Below are 22,671 nucleotides of genomic sequence, written 5' to 3' on the forward strand. Positions count from 1 at the left end.
GCGACAAATAAGACGATTGGGCGACATTTCGCGGCATGTGATGTCGCCCAATCGGTTGATTTGTCGCATTTTCTATCCCCGAGTTAGGGCAGCGGCACCCCGCCCGACCGCAGGGCCCCCTCTCTCTCCGGCCAGGGTGGAGACGCTGCGCCCTGGCCGGAGGGCCCTCCTGGCCAGAGCAGTGCCGCCCGGATCGGGCAGTGGCATTCGCGATTGGGTTGGAGAAGGAGCCTCAGAGGGCTGCGCGGCGGTTGCTCGTTCTGCGCGCAAACGGTCGGCGGCGCGGTTTTCGCCTGGGACATCAGGGAGCCCTGCGGAGTGGTTGTCCTTGCTTTTCGACGGCGCCTATGGCGCGGGGCCCTTCCGGGCCTTCCGCTCGCGGCCAACCATTGGGGCGATGGCGGGTTGGCGGCAAAAACTATGGGGTTGGTCACCGATGTTTTAACGGATTTGAAACGTTGACCGTCTCGGTGTCAGTACAATAGCAAGCTACATCATTCCCTATGTCCGGAAAAGGAGGTCGCAGGTCGTGGAGCCGAACATCAAAGAGGTGGCGGGGCGCATCCGCGCTCTGCGCGAGGATTTGGATCTCACCCTGCAGGAGATGGCGGAGGCCACGGGCCGCACCACCGCCGAGTACGCCGCCCAGGAGAGCGGGGAAGAGGATCTGTCCTTCACCTTCCTATACAAGTGCGCCGAGAAGTTCGGCGTGGACGTCATCGAGCTGCTCACCGGCGAGAACCCCCATCTGACGGGCTATTCGCTCACCCGCGCCGGCACTGGCCTTTCCATCAAGCGCCGCGCGGGCTTCGAGTACCTGCACAAGGCACCGCACTTCCGCCACAAGCTGGCCGAGCCCTTCGTGGTGACGGCGCCGTATCTGGAAGAGCAGCAGAACGTGCCGGTGCATCTGTCGCGCCACGAGGGCCAGGAGCTCGACTTCATCATCTCCGGCCAGATGCGCTTCGCCTACGAGGACCACGAGGAGATTCTGAACCCCGGCGACGTGGTCATGTACGACTCCGGCCGCGGCCACGGCATGGTGGCCACCGGAGGCGCGCCCTGTGTGTTTCTCGCCATCGTGATGAAGCCCGGCGACGAGAAGATTATCTAGGCGGCCCGGCTCGCCGCGGTGCACTCCGCGGCCCTGGCGTCGCCCGACTCCATGAGAGGCGCCTTCGGGCGCCGCGACTCCGCAGCCCGGCCGCAAGGGCCCTTGCCGCGGAGTCGCCCCTGATCTTTTCGCCCCCGACTTCACCTGAGGAACTATCATGCGCAATATCAACGAACGCTACGTCACCGAGGCCTATGACGAGAACGGCCTGCTCACCCAGTTCGACGTGGACGTGCCCGCCGACTTCAACTTCGCCTACGATGTGGTGGACGACATCGCCGAGCACGATCCCGACCGCACCGCCATGGTGTGGTGCAACCCGGAAGGGGAGGAGCACGTCTTCACCTTCGCCGATATGAAGCACTGGTCCGACAAGACGGCCAACTTCTTCGCGGAATGTGGCATCGGGCGGGGCGACTTCGTCATGGTCATCTTGCGGCGCCACTACCAGTTCTGGTTCACCATGCTGGCTCTGGAAAAGCTGGGGGCCGTGGCGGTGCCCGCCACCTTCATGCTGAAGGAGCACGATCTGACCTACCGCTTGAATGGGGCCGATATCAAGGCCGTGGTGTGCACGAGCGCCGGCGACATCGCCGATGTGGTTGACGCCGTGGTCGCCGAGTGCCCCAGCGTGGAATCGCTCATTCTGGTGAACCCTGCCGGCGCGGGACTGACGCCCCAGAACGCCGATGGAAGCTGGGCGCTGCCCGAAAACGAGCCCGCCGGCCCGGCCCTCTCGGGCCCTGAGGGCATCTGCGCGGCACCTGCGGCCCGCGAAGGCTGGCGCGACTTCAACAGCGAGGTGCGCGCCACCAGCGCCGACTTCGCCCGGCGCGAGACGGCCGCGGCCGATCCCATGCTCATGTACTTCTCCAGCGGTACCACGGGCAACCCCAAGATGGTGCTGCATAATTCCGGCTACGCCGTGGCCCACCTCATCACGGCCAAGCACTGGCACAACGTGAACCCCGAGGGCCTGCACTTCACCATCGCCGACACCGGCTGGGGTAAGGCCGTATGGGGCAAGTTCTTCGGCCAGTGGCTCATGGAGGCCGCCGTGCTCACCTACGACTTCGACCGCTTCGATGCCGCCGACATCCTGGGGCTCATCGGCCGCTTCGGGGTGACCACCCTGTGCTGCCCGCCCACCATGTACCGGCTCATGACCGAAGTGGACATGGACGCTTTCGACCTGTCCAGCCTGGAGTACTCCACCACGGCCGGCGAGGCGCTAAACCCCGATCTGTTCGACTTCTGGCGCGAGCACACGGGGCTGACCATCTACGAGGGCTTCGGCCAGACCGAGACGCCGCTCACCGTGGCGAACCTGACGAACTCCACGCCGCGGCCCGGCTCCATGGGCAAGCCCGTGCCCCTGTACCAGATGGCCATCCTGCGCGGCGACGGCACCGAGTGCGACACCGGCGAGACCGGCGAGATCTGCATCCATGTGGATCCGCATCCGGCGGGCATCATGATGGAATACTACCGCAACCCCGAAAAGACCGCCGAGGCCATGGACGGCACCTGGTACCACACCGGCGATACCGCCTGGCGCGACGAGGAGGGCAACTACTGGTACGTGGGTCGCAACGACGACGTCATCAAGTCGAGCGGGTACCGCATCGGCCCCTTCGAGATCGAGAGCGTGCTTCTGGAGCACGAGGCCGTGCGCGAGTGCGCCGTCACCGGCGTGCCCGACCCGGTGCGCGGCTTCGCGGTGAAGGCCACCGTGGTGCTGGCCGACGGATGGAAGGGCTCCGACGCCCTGACCCAGGAGCTGCAGAAGTGGGTGAAGCGCCAGACGGCCCCCTACAAGTACCCGCGCATCATCGAGTACGTGGACGATCTGCCCCGCACCGTGAACGGGAAGATCCGCCGCGCCGCCATCCGCGAGGCCGACCAGACCCACCGCGCGTCGGAGAAGACCCCCGAGGGGCTGATCTGATGGGCGCCCCGTCCGACCCCGCGGCCGCGGGCGCGGCCATGCCCTTCGACCTGGCACCGGTCACGGTGGTGGTGGGGCACTACGGGGCGGGCAAGACCACCTTCGCCCTGAACCTGGCTCTGGACGCCGCCGCGGCCGGCTGCGCGGTCACCCTGGCCGACATGGACGTGGTGAACCCCTATTTCCGCTCGAGCGAGTACGCCGAGCTTCTGGAAGGGCGCGGAGTGCGGCTCATCGCCCCGGTGTTCGCCCGGGCCGGCACGTCCTTGGACGTGCCGTCGCTCACCGGCGAGGTGGTGCCCGCCATCCAGGCCGCCTACGCCTGGCAGCGGGCCAGCGACGGCGGCGAGCGCCCCGCGGCCCCGCGGCCCGTGGTCATCGTGGACGCCGGCGGCGATGATGTGGGCGCCACGGCCCTGGCCCGGTTCGCTGCGGCCCTGGCGGCCGGCCCCGGGGAGGTGCTTTACGTGGCCAACGCCTATCGCAACCTGACCCGCAAGGCCGCCGAGGCCGTGGCGGTGCTGCGCGAGATAGAGGCGAGGGCCTCGGTGCCGGTGGCGGCCGTGGTTGGCAACTCCCACCTGCAGGGGGAGACCACCGTGGCCCTTGTGCGGGACGCGGTCCCGTTTGCCCAGGCCGTGGCCGATGGCGCCGGGGTTCCGCTGCGGTGCGTTACGGTGCCAAAGTCGGCCATTCAACGGGAAAGCGACGGGCGCGGGGCCCTGGCGGGACTGCCCGATGTCTATCCTGTGGAGGTGTACGTATCGCCGCCCTGGTCTTGAGGGCTCCGGGCGTAGGAGAGATTGAAGGGAAGCCGCGCGGCCCCAGGGCCGATGCGGCGAGGACAGTGCAAGGAGGTTTCCATGGCGCGCGTTACCATCGACGACCACTTCTGCAAGGGCTGCGGCCTGTGCGTGGACGTCTGCCCCACGGCCATTCTGGAACTGGATGAGGCCGTCATCACGGCCAAGGGCTACCATCCGGCCCATTGCATCGATCAGGAGAAGTGCACGGGTTGCTGCTCGTGCGCGACGATGTGCCCCGATGTGGCCATCACGGTGGAAAGGTAGGCTCATGGCGCAGAAAGTACTCATGAAGGGTAACGAGGCCATGGCCGAGGCGGCCATGCGGGCCGGTTGCCGTCACTTCTTCGGCTATCCCATCACGCCCCAGACCGAGGTGGCCGCCTACATGGCGAAGATGATGCCGAAGGTGGGGGGCACCTATCTGCAGGCCGAGTCCGAGGTGGCGGCCATCAACATGGTCTACGGCGCCTCGGCGGCCGGCGCCCGGGTGATGACCTCCTCGTCGAGCCCGGGCATCTCGCTCAAGAGCGAGGGGATCTCCTACATGGCCGGCGCCGATCTGCCCGGCGTCATCATCAACGTGCAGCGCGGCGGCCCGGGCCTCGGCGGCATCCAGCCCTCCCAGGCCGACTACTGGCAGGCCACAAAGGCCACGGGCCATGGCGACTTCCAGATCGTCGTGTTCGCCCCCTCTACGGTGCAGGAGATGGCCGACTACGCCTTCGAGGCCTTCGATGTGGCTGACCGCTACCGCGTGCCGGTGATGATCCTGGCCGACGGCATGCTCGGCCAGATGATGGAGCCCGTGGTGCTGCCCGAGGCTGTCGACCCGGCCACGCTGCCGGCCAAGCCCTGGGCCACGGACGGCCACGGCCACGCCCGGCCCCACAACGTGGCGAACTCCCTGTACCTGACCGCTGCGGCCCTGGAGGACCTCAACCGCGAGCGCTACGAGCGCTACGACGCCATCAAGGCCGCCGAGCAGCGGGCCGAGTGCTACCGCACCGAAGATGCCGATATCGTGCTCGTGGCCTTCGGCGGGGCGGCCCGTGTGGCCCGCAGCGCCGTGAACGCCGCCCGGGAGCGCGGCATCAAGGCGGGCCTCGTGCGCCCCATCACCCTGTGGCCCTTCCCCGAGGACGCCCTGGCCGAGGCCTTGGGCCGCGGGAAGGCGGCGCTGGTGGTGGAGATGAACATGGGCCAGATGGTGGAGGACGTGCGCCTCGTGGCGAACGGGACCGTGCCCGTGGAGTTCTACGGGCGCACCGGCGGCGTAATTCCCGCGCCGGAGGAGGTTCTGGCCGCGGTGGAGGCCCTGAACGGAAAGGTCGGTGAATAGCATGGCGCAGGACGAGCGCGAGATGAAGGTGGTCTACGAGCGCCCCCATGCGCTGTTGCCCGTGGTGACCAACTACTGCCCGGGCTGCCCCCACGGCATTGTGGAGCGCCTTGTGGCCGAGACCATGGACGAGCTGGACATCGAGGGGAAGACCATCGGCGTGGCGCCGGTGGGCTGCTCGGTGATGGCCTATGATTTCTTCGGCTGCGACATGATCGAGGCGGCCCACGGCCGGGCCCCGGCGGTGGCCACGGGCGTGAAGCGCGTGCACCCGGACAAGATCGTCTTCGCCTACCAGGGCGACGGGGATTTGGCCTCCATCGGCATGGCCGAGACTATCCACGCGGCCACCCGCGGCGAGCATATCGTCGTCATCTTCATCAACAATGCCATCTACGGCATGACCGGCGGCCAGATGGCCCCCACGTCCCTGCCGAACCAGGTGACTCAGACGAGCCCCTACGGCCGCGATGTGGCCACGGCCGGCAATCCCATCCGCGTGAGCGAGCTGTTGGCCACCCTCGACGGGCCGGCCTACATCGAGCGCGTCAGCGTGGACAGCCCCAAGAACGTGCGCAAAGCCAAGAAGGCCATCAAGCGGGCCTTCCAGAACCAGGTGGACGGCGTGGGCTACTCCTTCGTCGAAGTGATCTCCACCTGCCCCACCAACTGGGGCATGACCCCGCAGGCCGCCTTCGAGTGGATGCGGGAGAATATGCTGCCGTACTACCCGCTCGGCGTGTACCGCGACGTGGTGGCCGACGGCTTCGCCAACGCTGCCGAGGCCGCGGCAGCCCGCAACGCCGCGTGTCCCATCGCCCATCCGGAGAAGAAGGGGGAGAACTAATGAGCCGCGAGCTTCAATGCGTCATCGCCGGCTTCGGCGGCCAAGGATCGCTTTTTGCCGGCAAGGTCATCGCCACGGCCGGCCTCATCGAGGATCGCGAGGTGTCCTGGATGCCCTCCTACGGCCCCGAGATGCGCGGCGGCACGGCGAACTGCTCCGTCACCCTGGCCGACGAGCCCATCGGTAGCCCCCTCGTGCTGCACCCCAACGCCCTCATCGCCCTGAACCAACCCTCCTTCGACAAGTTTCTGCCCACGGTGGATGCGGGCGGTATCGTCGTGGCCGACACGGCCATGGTGCCCGAGCTGCGCGAGGTGCCGGGCGTGACCGTCGTCGGCATTCCCGCCGCGAAGCTCTGCGAGGAGGCCGGCATCAAGGGCCTGGGCAACATCGTGCTCATCGGCAAGCTGTGGGCTGAGTTCCCCTTCTGCGGGCGGGAGGCCCTGGAAGGGGCGCTGGCCCAGGTGGCCGGCAAGAAGCCCGCGATGCTGGAGAAGAACAAGATCGCCCTCGAGCTGGGCATGAAGGCATAGGAGAGCGTCATGGAAGAGAACCTGAAAGAACTCGGCATGCGCGTCCAGGGCCTGCGCGAGGCCTGCGACGTGTCGCGCCACACCATGGCCCAGGAGCTGGGCGTGGACATCGACACCTACCGCGCCTGGGAGGAAACCGGGGTGGACATCCCCATCTCGGCCATCTACCACATGGCCACGAAGTTCAACGTCGATCTCGCCGAGATCCTCACGGGCACGGCGCCGAAGCTCGACACCTACCATGTGGTGCGCAACGGCGAGGGAATCGACGTGGACCGCTTCCCGGGTTACCAGTACGAGGATCTGGCCTGGCGCTACGCCCGCAAGATCATGCAGCCCCTACGCGTGGTGCTCGATCCGGCCGACGACGACGCCGAGCTGGTGAGCCATGGCGGCCAGGAGTTCAACTACGTGGTAGATGGCTCCATCACGCTCGTGTTCCAGGATCGCGAGATCGTGCTGAACGCCGGCGACTCCATCTACTTCAACCCGAACTACCCCCACGGCCAGCGCTGCAACGGCGATGCGCCGGCCACCTTCATCACCATCATCGCCGAGTAGTCTTGTCCCGGAAGAGCAGCGCGGACGACCACAGGAGAACAGAGAGAAGCAATCAACCATGGATCATGTTCTGAAGAAATACTGCCCCCGTATCGAGTTCGACTCCTACGAGGACTTCGCGGAGAACTTCCGCATCGAGGTTCCCGAGGCCTTCAACTTCGGCTTCGACGTGGTGGACGAGTGGGCCCGCGTGGAGCCGGAGAAGCGCGCGCTTCTGTGGTGCAACGATGCCGGCGAGGAGCGCACCTTCACCTTCACCGATATCAAGCACCTCTCGAACCAGGCCGCCAACGCCTTCGCCGACATGGGCATCGGCAAGGGTGATGTGGTGATGTGCATCCTGCGGCGGCGCTGGGAGTACTGGGTGTGCGCGGTGGCCCTGTGCAAGCTGGGCGCCACCATCATCCCCGCGTCCCTGCAGCTCACGCGCAAGGACGTGGTGTACCGCGCCAACAGCGCCGACGTGCGCGCCATCGTGGCGGTGAACGACGACTACGTGTGCACCCAGGTGGAACAGGCCATGCCCGACTGCCCCACGGTGCGCGAGAAGTTCATCGTGGACGGCAGCCGCGAGGGCTGGGTCGACTTCGACGACCTCATCGCCGGGTTCCCCGACACCTTCGAGCGGCCGGCCGGCGAGGCGGCCGTCACCTCCCAGGACATCATGCTCATGTACTTCACGAGCGGCACCACGGGCAACCCCAAGGCCGTCGAGCACAACTTCGCCCACCCGCTCGGCCACATCATCACGGCGAAGTACTGGCAGCAGGTGCGCGAGGACAAGCTGCACATGTCGGTGACCGACTCGGGCTGGGCCAAGTTCGGCTGGGGCAAGATCTACGGCCAGTGGATCTGCGGCGCGACCATCTTCGCCTACGACATGGACAAGTTTGTGCCCGCCAAGCTGCTGCAGAAGATCCAGGACTACAAGCTCACCACCTTCTGCGCGCCGCCCACCATGTACCGCTTCATGCTCCAGGAGGACGTGGCCGCCTACGATCTGTCCAGCGTGGAGAACTTCGCCACGGCTGGCGAGCCTTTGAACGCCGAGGTGACCATCCAGTGGGAGCGTCTCACGGGCAAGAAGATCCGCGAGGGCTTCGGCCAGACCGAAGGGCCGGTGCTCCTGGCCACCTTCCCCTGGGTGGAGCCGCGCCCCGGCTCCATGGGCAAGCCCTCTCCGCTTCTGAACGTGAAGCTGCTGGACGACGGGGGGCGCGAGGTGGAGGACGGCGAGGAGGGCGCCATCTGCGTGACGGGCCTGAAGGAGGCCTACCCGCCGGGCCTGTTCGTCGGCTACTACGGCAACCCCGAGAAGACCGCCGAGGCCGTGGGCGGGGAGTACTACAACCTCCACGACATGGCCTGGCGCGACTCGGACGGCTACTGCTTCTTCGTGGGCCGCAACGACGATGTCATCAAGTGCTCCGGCTACCGCATCGGCCCCTTCGAGGTGGAAAGCGCGCTCGTGGAGCATCCGGCGGTGGTGGAATGCGCCGTCACGGCCGCGCCCGATCCCATCCGCGGCAAGGTGGTGAAGGCCACGGTAGTGCTGGCCCGGGGCTACGAGGGCACCGATGCGCTCACCCGCGAGCTGCAGGAGCACGTGAAGAAGACCACGGCGCCCTACAAGTACCCGCGCATCATCGAGTACGTCGACGAGCTGCCCAAGACCATCGGCGGCAAGATCAAGCGCAAGCTCATCCGCACCAACGACGGCATCGAGGAATAGTCACGCCGCGGGCTGCGGTCGGTATTTGGCAACGAACGGTTGAAGAGGGCGCCTTGCGGGGCGCCCTTGCCATAATCGGGCGCTTATCGGCAAAAATAGCCTGAAACGGCGTTGTCAAGAAGTAGGGATTTCGGGTATTATGAGCGATGAAGCGAAACCCCCAGGGTCGATGACGCTGTGCGCGTGGCGAGCCGTGTGTCCTCGTTCCTCGAGGTTCTGATCGGCTGGGGAGGGCAGATCTGCTCGCTTCGCACGAGGGAGGCGCATCCGCGCCTCGAAATCCCCAACTGGAAGGATGGAGTATGTCCGAAGAAGAGAAGACCGCCGAGGTCGCCGCGGTAGAGGAGACCGAGGCTGCGCCGGCTGCCAAGAAGGCGCGCAAGAAGTGGCCCATCGTGGTCGGCGTTGTCGTGGCTGTGCTGGTCGTAGCCGGTGCCGGCTTCTGGGTGTGGCATGAGCAGCCGAGCTTCTGCAACGCCATCTGCCATACGCCGATGGATCCCTATCTGCCGACCTACGAGGCTACCCCGGGCGAGCCCGCCACTGACAAGTGGGGCAACGAGCTCGAGACCGCCAGCGGTATGCTGGCCGCCGTGCACCGTGCCGATGAGTCTTCCGACATCACCTGCATGGGCTGCCATGTGCCCACCCTGTCCGAGCAGATCGGCGAGGGTATCAGCTGGGTGACTGGCAACTACGAGGTTATGGCGACTCAGGCCGGCATGCACGTGGTGCCCGAGAAGTCCCTTGAGGATCTCGTGGCCGCCCGCGGCATCGAGCCCGATCAGTTCTGCCTGAACGAGGGCTGCCACAACATGACCCGCGACGACCTGATCAAGGCCACCGAGGGCATGGCTCGCAACCCCCACGTGCCGCAGCATGGCGAGGTTGCCTGCGGCGACTGCCACAAGGCCCATCGCGCGTCGGTGAACTACTGCTCCAGCTGCCACAACGACGCCGAGATCCCCGAGGGTTGGATCTCCGCTGCCGACGACAAGAAGCTTGTCAAGGAGCTGGAGTCGATGAACAAGTAACTTCTCCCTTCGCCACGGGGAAAGTGGGAGGAAGGCCGTCTTCGGACGGCCTTCTTTCGTTTTGCCCAAAAGACGGTTACGGTTATGTGTCCGCTCATGGTTTCGCCACCGCGTTCGCGCGCGGGCGGTTCACTATGGGTCTGTGATCGCGAGCCGCCCACGGTAAGCGGCGACACAGGCGAAAGGAGCGGATCATGGAGCTAGAGAAGTCCCAGACATGGAAAAACTTGGAAACGGCCCTGTCCCAGGAGGCGGTGGCCTACGCCGAGTATACCTTCTACGCCCAGCAGGCGGCCAAGGACGGCTATACCCAGATCTCCGAGATCTTCAACGAGACGGCGGGCAACGAGCTGCACCATGCCAAGCTGCACTTCAAGAAGCTGCATGACGGGGCCGTGCCCGATACGCTGCAGAATCTGAAGGATGCCCAGGACGACGAGGACGCCGAGGTGAAGGTGTACACCGGCTTCGCCAAGACGGCCCGCGAGGAGGGCTTCGCCGAGCTGGCCGACTTCTTCGAGGGCCTGGCCGCCATCGAGAAGAGCCACCAGGACCGCTTCGATCTGCTCATCGAGCGCATCGAGAACGGCGAGGTGTTCCGCCGCAAGGAGGTGAAGGTGTGGGTGTGCACCGTGTGCGGCCACATCGAGATCGGCACCGAACCTCCCGAGAAGTGCCCCGTGTGCGCCCATCCGCGCGGCCACTTCAAGATCAAGGCCGAGAACTACTAATGAAATTCCGTTCGTCCTGACGGAGCGAACGGAATTGCCGATGCTGCGGCTCCGACAGGCACCTGCCCTTGCCATTCAGCGCTTTCCCTCACGGCGCGAAGGCCGCTCGGCCGCGCTTCAAGGCAATTGCAGGCACCTGTCGGAGCCTCGCTGACTTCCTTGGGCGAACCTCGCATCGTATTCTTTATTTTATTTAGGTGCCTCCTCTCTTCTCGGCCATTCTCGATTACATCCTCCTCTCACCCTTTTCTTTGGGAGAAAACTAAATCAGTGCTTGCAAATCATCTTTTCGGGGTGTATGGTGCAACCGTCCTTTAAATGCGGTACAGAGAGGCCGACAAGGTACACCCCGTGCGCGGGGGCGCGACTGGCAAGCGTCGCGAACATAAGCGCACTCAGTGAGCCTCGTCGTCCGACGGGCTTTTTTATTGCCCGCCGGCGGCAGCGGAAGCGCGGGAAACTCGGACGCGCTTTCGGGTTTCGTCTGTACGCACTGAACCTGAGAAGGGAGTGTGTATGAACGACGCAAGCTTGGTCAAGTCCGTCTGCATGGATGCAGACGAGATCGAGAGGGCGGTGACGCGCATCGCGCACCAGATCCTCGAGGCCAACAAGGGGGCTGAGAACCTGGCGCTCGTGGGCATCGTGACCCGCGGCGATCTTCTCGCCAAGATGCTCGCCCACAAGATTCAGGAGATCGAGGGGGTGGATGTGCCCCTCGGCAAGCTGGACATCAGCTTCTACCGCGACGACTTCGCGACTCATTTCGCCCCGGAGGTCCATTCCACCGACATCCCCTTCGACATCGACGGCAAGACCGTCGTGCTCGTAGACGACGTGCTCTACACCGGGCGCACCATCCGCGCGGCGCTCGACGCCCTCATGGACATCGGCCGTCCGGCCGCCGTGCAGCTGGCGGTGCTCGTGGACCGCGGCCACCGCGAGCTGCCCATCCGCGCCGATTTCGTGGGCAAGAACGTGCCCTCCGCCTCCGACGAGAACGTGCGTCTGTTCCTCGAGGAAGTGGACGGCATCTCCGCCGTGGAGATCCTGGAAATCGAGCCGGGCAAGCGCGCCGGTTCCGCGCCGATCAAGAACAACGGGGGTGAGTAGGGCCATGGCCTTCAACCACAAGCATCTCATCGACATCACGGAGTATTCCGCCGACGATATCATGACCATCCTGGAGACGGCCAAGAACTTCAAGCAGGTCAACGAGCGCCGCATCAAGAAGGTGCCGACGCTCAAGGGCTTCACCGTGGTGAACATGTTCAACGAGCCGTCCACCCGCACCCGCTCCTCCTTCGAGATCGCCGAGAAGCGCCTGAGTGCCGACTCCCTGAACTTCGGCGGATCCTCCACGGCCACGGTGAAGGGCGAGAGCCTCGTGGACACCGTGAAGACGCTGTGCTCCTACAAGATCGACTGCATCGTGGTGCGCGACCGCTGGGCCGGCGTGCCCCGCAAGATCGCCGACGTGTCCGGCGTGTCGGTCATCGACGCCGGCGACGGCAAGCACCAGCATCCCACCCAGGCCCTGCTCGATCTGTACTCCATCTGGGAGGAGAAAGGCGACCTCGCCGGCCTGCACGTCGGTGTCGTGGGCGACATCGCCCACTCCCGCGTGTGCGGCTCGCTCATCCCGGCGCTGAAGATCATGGGCTGCGAGGTGACGGTCATCGCCCCGCCCACGCTTTTGCCCGCGCGCCCCGACATCCTGGGCGCCGACCATGTGACGAGCAACCTCGACGAGGCCCTGCCCGAGCTGGACGTGGTGTACATGCTGCGCATCCAGCGCGAGCGCTTCGAGGGCGCGCCCTACCCGAACCTGCGTGAGTACAATCTGCTCTATGGCCTGACCAAGGAGCGCGACAAGCTGCTGAAGCCCGATGCCTGCGTGTGCCACCCGGGCCCCATCAACCGCGGCGTGGAGTTGGACAGCTTCATGGCCGACCACCCCAAGCGCTCCATCATCCTCGACCAAGTCTACGCCGGCGTCCTTGTGCGCATGGCCGCCCTGTACCTGCTCCTAGGAGGTAGCAACGATGGCATTGATGCTTAAGAACGCCCGTCTGATCGACCCGCAGATCGGCCTGGACGACGTGGCCGACATCCTCATCCGCGACGGCAAGATCGTCGAGGTGGGCACGAACCTTTCCATGGAGAAGGGCGTCGAGCGCGATCTCGCCGGCAAGATCGTCACCCCGGGCCTCGTGGACATGCACGTGCACTTCCGCGATCCGGGCCAGGAGCAGAAAGAGGACATCGCCTCCGGCTCCCGCGCCGCGGCCCATGGCGGCTTTACCGCCGTGTGCACCATGCCCAACACCGACCCGGTCATCGATGACGCCGTGGCCGTGGAATACGTGAAGGCCCGCGCCGCCGCGGTGGGGAAGTGCCGCGTCATCCCGTCGGGCGCCTGCTCGAAGAATCTCAAGGGCGAGGTGCTCGCCGACATGGGCGACATGTACGCCCACGGCGCCCCGGTGTTCACCGACGACGGCCACGGCATCCAGGACGCGGGCATGATGCGCCGCGTCATGGACTACGCCCGCCAGTTCGACACCGCCATCATGGTGCACTGCCAGGACGACTCGCTCGTGGCCGACGGCCAGGTGAACGAGGGTGTGGCTTCCACGCGCCTGGGCATGGTGGGCTGGCCGGCCGAGGGCGAGGAGCTGGAGATCGCCCGCGACATCGCGCTCTGCCGCCTGACCGGGTGCCCCCTGCACATCCAGCACATCACCACCAAGCGCGGGCTCGATCTGGTGGCCGCCGCCAAGGCCGAGGGGCTGCCCGTGACCTGCGAGGTGACCCCGCACCATATGTTCCTCACCGAGGACGCCATCACCGCCGAGTACCAGACCTCGCTGAAGGTGAACCCGCCCCTGCGCGCCGCCGAGGACGCCGCCGCCCTGGTGGAGGGGCTGAAGAACGGTGTGATCGACGCCATCGTGACCGATCACGCCCCCCACACCGATTGGGAGAAGGACCGCGAGTTCGAGCTGGCGCCCTTCGGCATGACCGGCCTGGAGACCTCCCTCGGCCTCGTGCTCACGCACCTCGTGCGCGCCGGCGTCATCGACTACGGCCGCATGGTCGAGGCCATGGCCGTGGCCCCGCGCGCCATCCTGCGCCAGGAGCCGGTGAAGATTGAGGCCGGCAGCACCGCCGACCTCACGGTCATCGATCCGGAGGCCGTCTGGACCGTGGAGGTGGAGGACTTCTGTTCCAAGGCCAACAACTCCGGCTTCATCGGCGCCGAGCTTGTGGGCCGCGCCACCGACGTCTATGTGGGCGGCTGGGCCACCATGGAGGACGGCGCCATCGTCGAGTAGCCCCGGCTTTCGATATCAGTGCTCGTGCGAGACCCCCTTCAGCGAAGGGGGTCTTTTCTATGGGGGCAGCAAGGGCTGCGGGGCGGACGGCTTCTCTCTTTCTATACGAAAGGGCCTCAGGGAGAAAACGTGTGGGTGATCGGGTCGTTTCGGTGCGGGAAGGCTCTCCTACAATGGGATGCATCGGCGCTTGTGGAGGTTTTCTCCGGAGTTGAGCGAAGCAAGTAAACCTATGCTAACATCTCCCGCCGTAAGTTTTCTAAAGCTAACTTATTTCGTCAACAAAGAGAAAGGAACTGACCATGGCCCCTCTTTCCCGCCGCACCTTCGCCGCCTTCCTCGGCATTGCCGCACTGACCCCCGTGCTCGGGGGCTGCGCCTCGAGTGCGACCGGCACTGCCTCCGGCTCCGGTGACACCGGCACGGCCAGCGACGCCGGCGCCGCCGCCTCCGGCTCGGGCATGCGCACCGTGGATACCGACAAGGGGCCGGTGGAGATTCCCGCGAACCCCCAGACCATTGTGACCGACTACTATCTCGGCGAGTTTCTGGCCGTGGACGCAAAGCCGGTCATCGCGAGCCCCTATGCGCTGAACAACCCCTTCCTGGCGGGGCTGTGCGACGGCATCGAGGCGCTGAACACCACGTCGGCCGAGACCTCCCTGGAGATGATCGCCGAGAAGCAGCCCGACCTCATCGTCACCATCACCGAGGCCGACTACGACAAGTACGCCAAGATCGCGCCGACGGTCTACATCGCCGACGGCACCCGCTCCGACGAGGATCTGTTCCGCTACATCGCGGGGCTCGTGAACAAGGCCGAGGCGGCCGAGGCCTACATCAGCGAGTTCAACGACAAGGTGGCCACGGTGAAGGACGAGATCGCGGGCATCGTGGGAGACCGCACCGTGTCCATCCTGGAAGTATGGCCCCAGGAGATCTACACCATGGGCAGCCACTTCGCCCGCGGCGGTTCCATTCTCTACGATATGTGGGGGCTGAAGGCGCCTGAGGCCATCCAGGGCCCCATGGTGGATGGAGACGAGGCCTATAAGGTGATCGCGGTGGAGGCGCTGCCCGACTATGCCGGCGACTTCATCTGCTATGGCGTGCTGGACGGGGCCGATGCGGCCTATGTGGACGATTCCCAGCTGTGGAAGAACCTGCCGGCTGTCAAGAACGGCCTCGTGATGCCCTACGAGCAGGTGGCTTTCATGCACCGCGACCCCATCACGCTGACTAACCAGCTGCAGGCGTTCACGGACTTCTTCCGCGCCCATGCGGATGCGGCGGCCTAGGGGAGCGGTTCCTTGTCGCGCCTGAGAACATCGGTGTTCCTGCTCGCCGGCATCGCGGCCGTGGCCCTGGCGGCCGGGCTGTCGCTGTTCGTCGGCAGCACCCCCATCGCGCCCGACCAGGTGATCGGCGCGCTCGTGGCGCCGGACATGGCGAACCAGGAGCACGTGGCCGTGCTCGAGCTGCGCGGGCCCCGCACCCTGGGGTGCATCCTCGTGGGCGCCGCCTTCGCCGTGGCCGGTGCCATCATGCAGGGGGTCACGCGCAACCCGCTGGCCGATTCGGGCCTGCTCGGCATCAACGCCGGCGCCGCCTTCGCTTTGGCACTGTGCCTGGCGCTGCTTCCGGGCATGAGCTTCGCGGGGGTGGTGGCCTGCTCATTTGCCGGCGCCGCCCTCGCCCTGGCCGCAGTGTTCGGGGCCGTGAGCTTCCGGCGGCGCAATATGGACCCGGTGCTCTTGGTGCTGGCCGGCTGTGCTGTGGGGCTCTTCCTCACGGCGCTGGCCCAGGGCGTGGCCATCTTCTTCAACATCGGCTACGCGCTCACCTTCTGGACGGCCGGCGGGGTGGCCGGCATCCGCGCCGACACCCTTGCCATGACGGCTCCCTTCATCGTGGGGGCCCTGGCCGCGGCCTGCGCGCTGGCCCGGCGGGTGAGCGTGCTGTCCCTTGGCGATGAGGCGGCGGCCGGTCTCGGCGTGGCCGTGGGGAAGTCCCGGGCGCTGTGCCTGGCGGTCGTTCTCGTGCTGGCCGGGGCCGCTGTGGCCCTAGCGGGCCCCGTGGCCTTCGTGGGTCTTATGGTGCCCCACATCGTGCGGCGCTTCGTGGGGGCCGACTACCGGGCCGTCATCCCCGCCTCCCTTGTGGCGGGATCGACCTTCATGCTCCTGGCCGACGCGGCGGCCCGCACCCTCATCGCCCCGAGCGAGGTGCCCATCGGCATCATCTTCGCCATCGTGGGCGTGCCCTTCTTCATCTGGTGCGCCCGAAGGGAGGCGACGGGCCTTGACTGAGACGCTGAGGCGCCATCGCGGCGCGGCGATGATCGCCCTTCTGGCCCTGGCGGCCGCACTCGCGCTCTGGGCCGACATCAATGCCGGCTATCGCAGCATCTCCTTGGACGAATTGGGGCAGATCGCCCGTGGCACAGCCCCGGCGAGCCTGGCCTACACCCTGGTGGAGCTGCGCCTGCCCCGGGTGCTCACGACCCTGCTCGTGGGCGCGGGACTCTCTTTGGCCGGCTGCCTTCTGCAGGGGGTGTCGCGCAACGACATGGCCGATCCGGGCGTACTCGGCATCAACGCCGGGGCCGGGCTGTTCGTGGCCGCCTTCATCGTGTTCGTGCCCGCGGGCCTCGTTCCGAGCACGGTGGCCCTGCCCCTGCTCGCCTTCGCCGGCTCGGCGGCCGTGGCCGCCGCAGGCTGGCGGCTGTCGGTGGTGCGCGGCGCCTCCAGCCCGCGGCGGCTGCTGCTGATCGGCGTGGCCCTGGCCACGGGGCTCTCCAGTGCCACCTCGCTGCTCATGCTGTCGCTGCCCGATGGGGACTACGCCTTCGTGCAGAATTGGATCGCCGGCAACATCTGGGGAGCCACCTGGGAGAACATCCCCATTCTGGCCGTGGGCCTCGGGGTGCTGACGGCACTGGCCCTCTATCAGGCCCGCACCCTGGACGTGCTGGGGCTGGGCACCGCGGCCGCTACGGGGCTGGGAGCGAACGTGCCCCGGGCCACGGCAGCGCTTACGGCCGTGGCTGTGGGGGCCTCGGGGCTCTGCTGCGCGGTGGGCGGCGGCCTCACCTTCGTGGGGCTTGTCTGCCCCCATGTGGCCCGGCGCCTGGTGGGGCCCTCCTTCCGCGTGCTCGTGCCGGCCAGCGTGCTCGTGGGGGCCACCCTCATGCTTATCGCCGACATCGTCTCGCGCACGCTGCTCGCGCCCAACGAGATTCCGGTGGGCATCGTGGCGGCGGTCATTGGCGCCCCGTATTTTCTGTACTTGCTAGCCAGATCCTAGAGAGGGGAGTGCTGTGGAGCCGACTGCGACGCCATCGCCGTCGATGGCACCGGACAACGAGAAAACTGCCTTCTGCGAGACCTGCGACCGCACCTGCGAGCGGTTCGCCGATGCGGCCCTGCGGGGCGAGGGGGTGGCCGTGGGCTACGGGGACCGCCTCATCATCGAGCCCATGGACGTGGCCGTGCCCGTCGGCGAGGTCACCGCCATCATCGGCCCGAACGGCTGTGGGAAATCGACGCTTTTGAAGGCCCTTTCCCGCACCATGCCCCTGGCGGCCGGCGCGGTGTATCTGGACGGCCGGGCCATCGCCGAGATGCCCACGGCCGAGGTGGCCCGCAAGATGGCGCTGCTGCCCCAGGCCCCCGAGGCCCCGGGCGGCCTGACCGTGGGAGAGCTGGTGGCGCTCGGCCGCTATCCGCACCAGAGGGGCTTCGGGCGCCTTTCGACCCGCGACCGCGAGATCATCGCCTGGGCCCTGGCCATCACGCACCTGGACGATTTCAGCGGCCGCGCCCTGGATGCCCTGTCCGGCGGCCAGCGCCAGCGGGCCTGGATCGCCATGGCCCTTGCCCAGGACACCGACCTCATCCTGCTGGACGAGCCCACGACCTACCTGGACATGGCCCATCAGCTGGAAGTGCTGGAACTGTTGCGCTCGCTGAACGAGGAGCAGGGCAAGACCATCGCGCTGGTGATCCACGAGCTGAACCTGGCCGCCCGCTTCGCCGATTGGATGATCGCGCTGAAGGACGGCTCCATCCGCGGGGCCGGCACGCCCGAGGAGGTCATGACCCCGGCCATGCTGCGCGAGGTGTTCGGCCTGGATGCCCTCATCGAGCCCGACCCCTGGACCGGCCGCCCCAGCCTCGTGAGCTACCGGTTGGCCCGCTAGGCGTCGCAGCCGCGATGTTCGCCGCAGCGGGTGATCGGGGCTTTCGCGGAAAACCGCAGCGACGAGCCGTCTTCCCCGACGGCCGCCGGGCCGACGCTGCTTGGCTCGCCAGTGCCGCTGAATCTGGCTCCAAGGCCGGTTGCTTTTGCGCAAATGCATAGAAGGCGGGAGGCACGTACTACTACTCCGCCTGGTCGAAGGCCAAGGCAGTGAAGACGAAGAAGTAGCGCCGTCGGCCCCGCTTCCCGACTTTCCGGCCCCGAATCGGCGGATGTGGCGACACGTCCTTCGCTTCGGGGCCATTCTGCGTGTTGCGGGGGTTGCTTCCGGCCCCAAATCGCCGCCTGTGCCGACACGAGAGCCGATTCGGGGCCAGCCTCCAAGCGATGGCGGGGTAGGCGCGCGGCCGTTATGCGCTAGAATGTCATCCAACGTTTTGACGGACGCGATACGACGGGAGAGCCTATGGCGCTTTGCAACGAGAACGCCCCCATTCTGGTGAACGAGGAAGCGGGGTGCAACATCTGGCTCATGACCGTGGTCGCGCCCGAGATCGCGGCGGCGGCGCGGCCGGGGCAGTTCGTGCACGTGCGCGTGCCCGGCATGGACGACCATATCCTGCGCCGGCCTTTGGGCATCTACGCGACCGATGCGGAAGCGGGCACCGTGGACATGATGTACCAGGTGCTCGGCTTCGGCACCGACCGCATGACCGCGCTCGTCCCCGGCGATGCGGTGGAGCTCATCGGTGCCATCGGCCGCGGCTGGCAGCCTCCCGCGGGCTGCAAGCGGGCGCTCGTCGTGGCCGGCGGCGTGGGAAGCGCGCCTCTGTACCCGCTCGTGGAAGAACTCAAGGCGTCCGGTGCGGAGGTGACGGCCGTGCTCGGCGCCTCCACCATCGATGCCCTCGTGGCCCGCGAACGCTACGGGGCCGCTCTCGGCTGCGAGCCGGCCTGCTCCACCGACGACGGCACTTTCGGGCGCGCCGGCTTCTGCACACCGCTCGTGGAAGAGGCACTGACTGCGGCCGAGGCGGCCGGCGAGCCCTACGATTACGTGGCCTGCTGCGGGCCGGAGCCCCTCATGCGCATCGTGGCCGCCATGGCCGCCGATGCGGGCGTGTTCTGCGAGGTGTCCCTCGAGCGCCGCATGGCCTGCGGTGTGGGGGCGTGTTTGTCCTGCGTGGTCGACACGGTGGCCGGCAAGCGCCGCGCCTGCGTGGACGGCCCGGTGTTCCCCGCGAGCGAGGTGGTGTGGTAATGCAGCGTTCCCCCAAAGAGACATCGGTCAAGCTGGCCGTGAACCTCGGCGGCCTGGCCATGAAAAACCCGGTCACCACCGCCTCGGGCACCTTCGGCGCCGGACGCGAGTACCACGACTTCGTGGACGTGGCGGCCCTGGGCGCCGTTACCACCAAGGGCGTGTCGCTGAACGGCTGGGAGGGCAACGCGAGCCCCCGCATCGCCGAGACCGCTTCGGGTATGCTGAACTCCATCGGGCTGCAGAACCCCGGGGTCGCGCACCTGAAGGAGGTGGAGCTGCCCTGGCTCGCTTCCATCGGCGCCACGGCCATGGTGAACGTGTCGGGGCATTCCTTCGACGAGTACGTGGCCGTCATCGAAGCCCTGGAAGAGGCTCCCGTGGCCGCCTACGAGGTGAACATCTCGTGCCCGAACGTGGACGCCGGCGGCATGACCATGGGCTGTCACGGGCCTTCCGTGGAGAAGGTCGTCTCCATGTGCCGGGCCGCCACGAAGCGCCCGCTCATCGTGAAGCTCACCCCCAACGTCACCGACGTGGCCGAGATCGCCCGCGCCGCCGAGGCGGCCGGGGCCGACGCCATCTCGCTCATCAACACGCTTTTGGGCATGGCCATCGACGCGCGCACCCGCACGCCGAAGCTGGCCCGGGTGGTGGGCGGCTTCTCGGGCCCGGCGGTAAAGCCCGTGGCCCTGCGCATGGTGTGGCAGGTGGCCCAGGCCGTGAAAGTGCCGGTGCTCGGCATGGGCGGCATCTCCACTGGCGAGGACGCCGTGGAGTTCATGCTGGCCGGTGCCACCGCCGTGGCCGTGGGCACCGCGAACTTCGTGAACCCCACCGCCACCGTGGATGTCATCGACGGTGTCATCGACTACTGCGAGGAACAGGGCGTCGCCGACGTCAACGAGCTGATTGGAGCCCTCACGTGCTAACCTCCTTCGATTCCATTCCCGCCCGCGACCGCGTCATCGTGGCCCTCGACTGCGACGCCTGGGAGGCCATCGCGCTGGCCGACAAGCTTCAGGGCCACGCGCAGTGGCTCAAGATCGGCATGACGCTGTACTACGCCGAGGGGCCCGCCATCGTGAAGATGTTCAAGCGCCGCGGTTTCAACGTGTTCCTCGATCTGAAGTTCCACGACATCCCGCACCAGGTGGAAGGGGCCGCTCGCTCGGCGGCGGCCAGCGGAGCCGACATGATCACCATGCACACCGTGGGCGGCATCCCCATGATGGAGGCGGCCCAGCGCGGGGCGGCGGCCGGCGCGGCCGAGTGGGGCGGGGAGGTGCCCGCCACCCTGGGCATCACCGTGCTCACCTCCATGGACGCGGCCACCCTGGCGGCCACGGGCGTCACGCGGCCTCTGCCCGAGCAGGTGGCGGCCCTGGCGGCCCAGGCCAAGCAGGCGGGCATCTCCGGCGTGGTGGCCTCGCCCCAAGAGGCGAGCGTCTTGCGGGAGATCTTGGGCCCCGACGGGTTCATCGTCACCCCCGGCGTGCGCCCGGCCGGCGCCTCCCTGGGCGACCAGAGCCGCGTGGCCACCCCGGCCCAGGCCTTCGCCAATGGGGCGTCGCACATCGTGGTGGGCCGGCCCATCACCGAGGCCGCCGACCCGGTGGCCGCCTTCGAGGCCATTGCGACGGAATTGGCCTAGGAGTTTCGCCGCCGTCGCGGGTCGCGGCGGCGCTTCTTTGGAGCGGGCTTCAAGGATTTCTGGAGCCTGCTCCAAAGAAAACTTTCTCGTTTTGGCTGATACATTGAAGGTTTCATCACATTTACGGGTTCTGCGTGAATTACATGTTGTTTTGTCATGAATGGGTGGTATGATTTCGGCAGCCCTAACCGGAAGGAGAACAACATCATGGCTATCCCTCAACTCAGCCCCGAAGCTCGTGCCGAGGCTCTTGAGAAGGCAAAGGCCGCGCGGATCAAGCGCGCCGAGGTTCGTGAAGAGCTGAAGACCGGCAAACTCACCGTCGCTCAGGTGCTCGCCATGCGCGAGGATCCCATCGTGGGTCGCATGAAGATCTCCACCCTCATCGAGACGCTGCCGGGCTACGGCAAGGCCAAGGCCGAGCGCATCATGCGGGAGCTCCAGATCGCCGAGAGCCGCCGCATCCGCGGCATCGGCGAGCGTCAGCGCGAGGCCCTGCTGGCCCGTCTGACGAAGTAGCACCGTTCACAGTAGCAAGGGAATACATGCGAACCGGAAACCTTTTCGTCATCAGCGGCCCCTCGGGGGCCGGCAAGGGAACCCTCGTCACGCGACTGCTTGAGGAGGTGCCCGACACCTGGGTTTCCGTTTCGGCCACCACGCGACGCCCCCGTCCCGGAGAGGAAGAGGGCGTCAGCTACTATTTTCTCGATCGGGAGGACTTCCTCGCCCTCGCGGACGAGGGCGGCTTTCTCGAATGGGCCGAGTACGCGGGCAACTGCTACGGCACCCCCTTAGCCTCGGTACAGCGGGAGATGGCTGCGGGCAGGCAGGTGATCTTGGAGATCGAGGTGCAGGGCGCCCTTCAAGTGAGGGAGAAGATGCCCGAGGCGCACCTCGTGTTCATCGAGCCGCCGTCGCTGGAAGAGCTGGAGCGGCGTCTGCGGGGGCGCGGCACCGAGGCCGATGATGTGGTGAGAAAGCGCATGGAGACGGCTCTGGTGGAGCTTTCCCACAAAATGGAGTATGATATACGGCTGGTAAACGACGATCTGGACGAAGCCGTCGCCCAACTGGTCGCTTACGTGAACAACACCGCCGAGCAGAAGTAAGAGGAATTTTCATCTATGAGCATCATCGAGCCGAAGATCGACGTCCTTCTGGACCGCACCGATAACGACCGCTTCCTGCTGTGCGCCCTGGCCTCCAAGCGCGCCCACGACATCAACGACATGATGCGGGGCCAGCGCGACCGCGCCATCCAGCTGCAGACCGCCGTGGAGATCGCCCGCGCCGCTGACACGAAGCCCCTGTCCATGGCCTTCAACGAGGTGGCCCGCGGCGAGGTATCCTACGACCCCGAGTCCATTGATGTTAAAAACCATTAATTAATGGTTTTTAACCCGACGCTGCGAAGCCCCGTAACGCCCAATCTTGACGCTCCAAGTCCTTGCCGCGTACCCCCGTACGCTTCCTCGGTCTTTCGCGTCAGCCTTGGGCGTTACGGGGCTTCTCGCTGACTTACTACGCCAACCCGTGCTACAAAAATCTTAATTAATAGATATCAGAGGGC

The 22,671-nt window shown here is 66.6% G+C and carries 24 protein-coding genes; all 24 read left to right on the top strand.

Going from position 1 to position 22,671, the window contains the following annotated elements; translation table 11 throughout:
• The first annotated feature begins 529 nt into the window (after positions 1-529).
• On the top strand, positions 530-1,114 hold the full coding sequence (locus AAK988_RS09470; RefSeq protein WP_135970424.1) for a helix-turn-helix domain-containing protein: 585 nt from the start codon (positions 530-532) through the stop codon (positions 1,112-1,114).
• Positions 1,115-1,271: 157 nt separating this feature from the next.
• A complete protein-coding gene (locus AAK988_RS09475) occupies positions 1,272-3,062 on the top strand; it encodes an AMP-binding protein (RefSeq protein WP_135970423.1) in 1,791 nt (596 codons plus the stop codon).
• Positions 3,062-3,844: a ParA family protein gene (locus AAK988_RS09480; protein ID WP_321194101.1), complete on the top strand. Its 783-nt coding sequence runs from the start codon at positions 3,062-3,064 to the stop codon at positions 3,842-3,844. Before AAK988_RS09475 ends, AAK988_RS09480 begins: the two co-directional genes overlap by 1 nt.
• Before the next feature lie 81 nt (positions 3,845-3,925).
• Positions 3,926-4,132, top strand: a complete 207-nt coding sequence (locus tag AAK988_RS09485) for a 4Fe-4S binding protein (RefSeq protein ID WP_135970422.1) — start codon at positions 3,926-3,928, stop codon at positions 4,130-4,132.
• A 4-nt stretch (positions 4,133-4,136) separates the two neighbouring features.
• The gene (locus AAK988_RS09490) at positions 4,137-5,207 is read left to right on the top strand and encodes a 3-methyl-2-oxobutanoate dehydrogenase subunit VorB (protein ID WP_135970421.1); all 1,071 of its coding nucleotides are present in this window, start codon (positions 4,137-4,139) and stop codon (positions 5,205-5,207) included.
• Between the two features lies 1 nt (position 5,208).
• The gene (locus tag AAK988_RS09495) at positions 5,209-6,054 is read left to right on the top strand and encodes a thiamine pyrophosphate-dependent enzyme (protein WP_369880668.1); all 846 of its coding nucleotides are present in this window, start codon (positions 5,209-5,211) and stop codon (positions 6,052-6,054) included.
• Positions 6,054-6,587 (top strand): 2-oxoacid:ferredoxin oxidoreductase subunit gamma family protein, encoded by a 534-nt coding sequence (locus tag AAK988_RS09500; RefSeq protein ID WP_242369686.1) that lies wholly within the window; start codon positions 6,054-6,056, stop codon positions 6,585-6,587. The genes AAK988_RS09495 and AAK988_RS09500 overlap by 1 nt, the downstream gene beginning before the upstream one ends.
• 9 nt (positions 6,588-6,596) lie before the next feature.
• Positions 6,597-7,148 (top strand): helix-turn-helix domain-containing protein, encoded by a 552-nt coding sequence (locus tag AAK988_RS09505; RefSeq protein WP_016308904.1) that lies wholly within the window; start codon positions 6,597-6,599, stop codon positions 7,146-7,148.
• 58 nt (positions 7,149-7,206) lie between these two features.
• Positions 7,207-8,880, top strand: coding sequence for an AMP-binding protein (locus tag AAK988_RS09510; RefSeq protein ID WP_369880657.1), 1,674 nt, complete (start codon positions 7,207-7,209; stop codon positions 8,878-8,880).
• A 302-nt stretch (positions 8,881-9,182) separates the two neighbouring features.
• On the top strand, positions 9,183-9,914 hold the full coding sequence (gene cgr1, locus AAK988_RS09515; RefSeq protein ID WP_016308902.1) for a cytochrome c-type protein Cgr1: 732 nt from the start codon (positions 9,183-9,185) through the stop codon (positions 9,912-9,914).
• 194 nt (positions 9,915-10,108) lie between these two features.
• Positions 10,109-10,645, top strand: coding sequence for a rubrerythrin family protein (locus AAK988_RS09520; protein ID WP_016308901.1), 537 nt, complete (start codon positions 10,109-10,111; stop codon positions 10,643-10,645).
• Positions 10,646-11,161: 516 nt separating this feature from the next.
• Positions 11,162-11,758: a bifunctional pyr operon transcriptional regulator/uracil phosphoribosyltransferase PyrR gene (pyrR, locus tag AAK988_RS09525; protein WP_369873649.1), complete on the top strand. Its 597-nt coding sequence runs from the start codon at positions 11,162-11,164 to the stop codon at positions 11,756-11,758.
• 4 nt (positions 11,759-11,762) lie between these two features.
• The gene (locus AAK988_RS09530) at positions 11,763-12,707 is read left to right on the top strand and encodes an aspartate carbamoyltransferase catalytic subunit (RefSeq protein WP_151430086.1); all 945 of its coding nucleotides are present in this window, start codon (positions 11,763-11,765) and stop codon (positions 12,705-12,707) included.
• Positions 12,691-13,983 (top strand): dihydroorotase, encoded by a 1,293-nt coding sequence (locus AAK988_RS09535; protein ID WP_151430059.1) that lies wholly within the window; start codon positions 12,691-12,693, stop codon positions 13,981-13,983. The genes AAK988_RS09530 and AAK988_RS09535 overlap by 17 nt, the downstream gene beginning before the upstream one ends.
• Before the next feature lie 302 nt (positions 13,984-14,285).
• Positions 14,286-15,281, top strand: coding sequence for an ABC transporter substrate-binding protein (locus tag AAK988_RS09540; protein WP_151430060.1), 996 nt, complete (start codon positions 14,286-14,288; stop codon positions 15,279-15,281).
• Positions 15,282-15,293: 12 nt separating this feature from the next.
• On the top strand, positions 15,294-16,292 hold the full coding sequence (locus AAK988_RS09545) for a FecCD family ABC transporter permease (protein ID WP_151430061.1): 999 nt from the start codon (positions 15,294-15,296) through the stop codon (positions 16,290-16,292).
• Positions 16,285-17,289, top strand: coding sequence for a FecCD family ABC transporter permease (locus AAK988_RS09550; RefSeq protein WP_201757756.1), 1,005 nt, complete (start codon positions 16,285-16,287; stop codon positions 17,287-17,289). Before AAK988_RS09545 ends, AAK988_RS09550 begins: the two co-directional genes overlap by 8 nt.
• A gap of 13 nt (positions 17,290-17,302) precedes the next feature.
• Positions 17,303-18,184: an ABC transporter ATP-binding protein gene (locus AAK988_RS09555; protein WP_240806216.1), complete on the top strand. Its 882-nt coding sequence runs from the start codon at positions 17,303-17,305 to the stop codon at positions 18,182-18,184.
• 465 nt (positions 18,185-18,649) lie between these two features.
• Positions 18,650-19,444 carry a dihydroorotate dehydrogenase electron transfer subunit gene (locus AAK988_RS09560; RefSeq protein ID WP_151430062.1) on the top strand — a complete coding sequence of 265 codons (795 nt, stop codon included), beginning with the start codon at positions 18,650-18,652 and terminating at the stop codon, positions 19,442-19,444.
• Positions 19,444-20,376, top strand: coding sequence for a dihydroorotate dehydrogenase (locus AAK988_RS09565; protein WP_151430063.1), 933 nt, complete (start codon positions 19,444-19,446; stop codon positions 20,374-20,376). Before AAK988_RS09560 ends, AAK988_RS09565 begins: the two co-directional genes overlap by 1 nt.
• Positions 20,370-21,098, top strand: a complete 729-nt coding sequence (gene pyrF / locus AAK988_RS09570) for an orotidine-5'-phosphate decarboxylase (RefSeq protein ID WP_151430064.1) — start codon at positions 20,370-20,372, stop codon at positions 21,096-21,098. Before AAK988_RS09565 ends, pyrF begins: the two co-directional genes overlap by 7 nt.
• Before the next feature lie 207 nt (positions 21,099-21,305).
• Entirely contained in the window at positions 21,306-21,617 is a 312-nt protein-coding gene (mihF, locus tag AAK988_RS09575; RefSeq protein WP_151430065.1) for an integration host factor, actinobacterial type, read from the top strand.
• A gap of 26 nt (positions 21,618-21,643) precedes the next feature.
• Complete coding sequence (gene gmk / locus AAK988_RS09580; RefSeq protein WP_151430066.1) at positions 21,644-22,210, top strand: guanylate kinase; 567 nt, start codon at positions 21,644-21,646, stop codon at positions 22,208-22,210.
• A gap of 15 nt (positions 22,211-22,225) precedes the next feature.
• Positions 22,226-22,486, top strand: a complete 261-nt coding sequence (locus tag AAK988_RS09585; RefSeq protein ID WP_135970557.1) for a DNA-directed RNA polymerase subunit omega — start codon at positions 22,226-22,228, stop codon at positions 22,484-22,486.
• Positions 22,487-22,671 lie beyond the last annotated feature (185 nt).

The sequence above is a fragment of the Adlercreutzia muris genome (assembly GCF_041223505.1).
Classification (GTDB): Bacteria; Actinomycetota; Coriobacteriia; order Coriobacteriales; family Eggerthellaceae; genus Adlercreutzia; species Adlercreutzia muris.

What these genes read in the sequence shown, in the direction of transcription:
- mihF (WP_151430065.1), top strand. Translation starts at nt 21,306, where the DNA reads ATGGCTATCCCTCAACTCAGCCCCGAAGCTCGTGCCGAGGCTCTTGAG.
- AAK988_RS09560 (WP_151430062.1), top strand. Translation starts at nt 18,650, where the DNA reads ATGGCGCTTTGCAACGAGAACGCCCCCATTCTGGTGAACGAGGAAGCG.
- AAK988_RS09490 (WP_135970421.1), top strand. Translation starts at nt 4,137, where the DNA reads ATGGCGCAGAAAGTACTCATGAAGGGTAACGAGGCCATGGCCGAGGCG.
- AAK988_RS09520 (WP_016308901.1), top strand. Translation starts at nt 10,109, where the DNA reads ATGGAGCTAGAGAAGTCCCAGACATGGAAAAACTTGGAAACGGCCCTG.
- AAK988_RS09530 (WP_151430086.1), top strand. Translation starts at nt 11,763, where the DNA reads ATGGCCTTCAACCACAAGCATCTCATCGACATCACGGAGTATTCCGCC.
- AAK988_RS09565 (WP_151430063.1), top strand. Translation starts at nt 19,444, where the DNA reads ATGCAGCGTTCCCCCAAAGAGACATCGGTCAAGCTGGCCGTGAACCTC.
- AAK988_RS09495 (WP_369880668.1), top strand. Translation starts at nt 5,209, where the DNA reads ATGGCGCAGGACGAGCGCGAGATGAAGGTGGTCTACGAGCGCCCCCAT.
- AAK988_RS09535 (WP_151430059.1), top strand. Translation starts at nt 12,691, where the DNA reads ATGGCATTGATGCTTAAGAACGCCCGTCTGATCGACCCGCAGATCGGC.
- AAK988_RS09585 (WP_135970557.1), top strand. Translation starts at nt 22,226, where the DNA reads ATGAGCATCATCGAGCCGAAGATCGACGTCCTTCTGGACCGCACCGAT.
- AAK988_RS09500 (WP_242369686.1), top strand. Translation starts at nt 6,054, where the DNA reads ATGAGCCGCGAGCTTCAATGCGTCATCGCCGGCTTCGGCGGCCAAGGA.
- AAK988_RS09540 (WP_151430060.1), top strand. Translation starts at nt 14,286, where the DNA reads ATGGCCCCTCTTTCCCGCCGCACCTTCGCCGCCTTCCTCGGCATTGCC.
- AAK988_RS09480 (WP_321194101.1), top strand. Translation starts at nt 3,062, where the DNA reads ATGGGCGCCCCGTCCGACCCCGCGGCCGCGGGCGCGGCCATGCCCTTC.
- AAK988_RS09485 (WP_135970422.1), top strand. Translation starts at nt 3,926, where the DNA reads ATGGCGCGCGTTACCATCGACGACCACTTCTGCAAGGGCTGCGGCCTG.
- AAK988_RS09505 (WP_016308904.1), top strand. Translation starts at nt 6,597, where the DNA reads ATGGAAGAGAACCTGAAAGAACTCGGCATGCGCGTCCAGGGCCTGCGC.
- gmk (WP_151430066.1), top strand. Translation starts at nt 21,644, where the DNA reads ATGCGAACCGGAAACCTTTTCGTCATCAGCGGCCCCTCGGGGGCCGGC.
- pyrR (WP_369873649.1), top strand. Translation starts at nt 11,162, where the DNA reads ATGAACGACGCAAGCTTGGTCAAGTCCGTCTGCATGGATGCAGACGAG.
- AAK988_RS09510 (WP_369880657.1), top strand. Translation starts at nt 7,207, where the DNA reads ATGGATCATGTTCTGAAGAAATACTGCCCCCGTATCGAGTTCGACTCC.
- cgr1 (WP_016308902.1), top strand. Translation starts at nt 9,183, where the DNA reads ATGTCCGAAGAAGAGAAGACCGCCGAGGTCGCCGCGGTAGAGGAGACC.
- AAK988_RS09475 (WP_135970423.1), top strand. Translation starts at nt 1,272, where the DNA reads ATGCGCAATATCAACGAACGCTACGTCACCGAGGCCTATGACGAGAAC.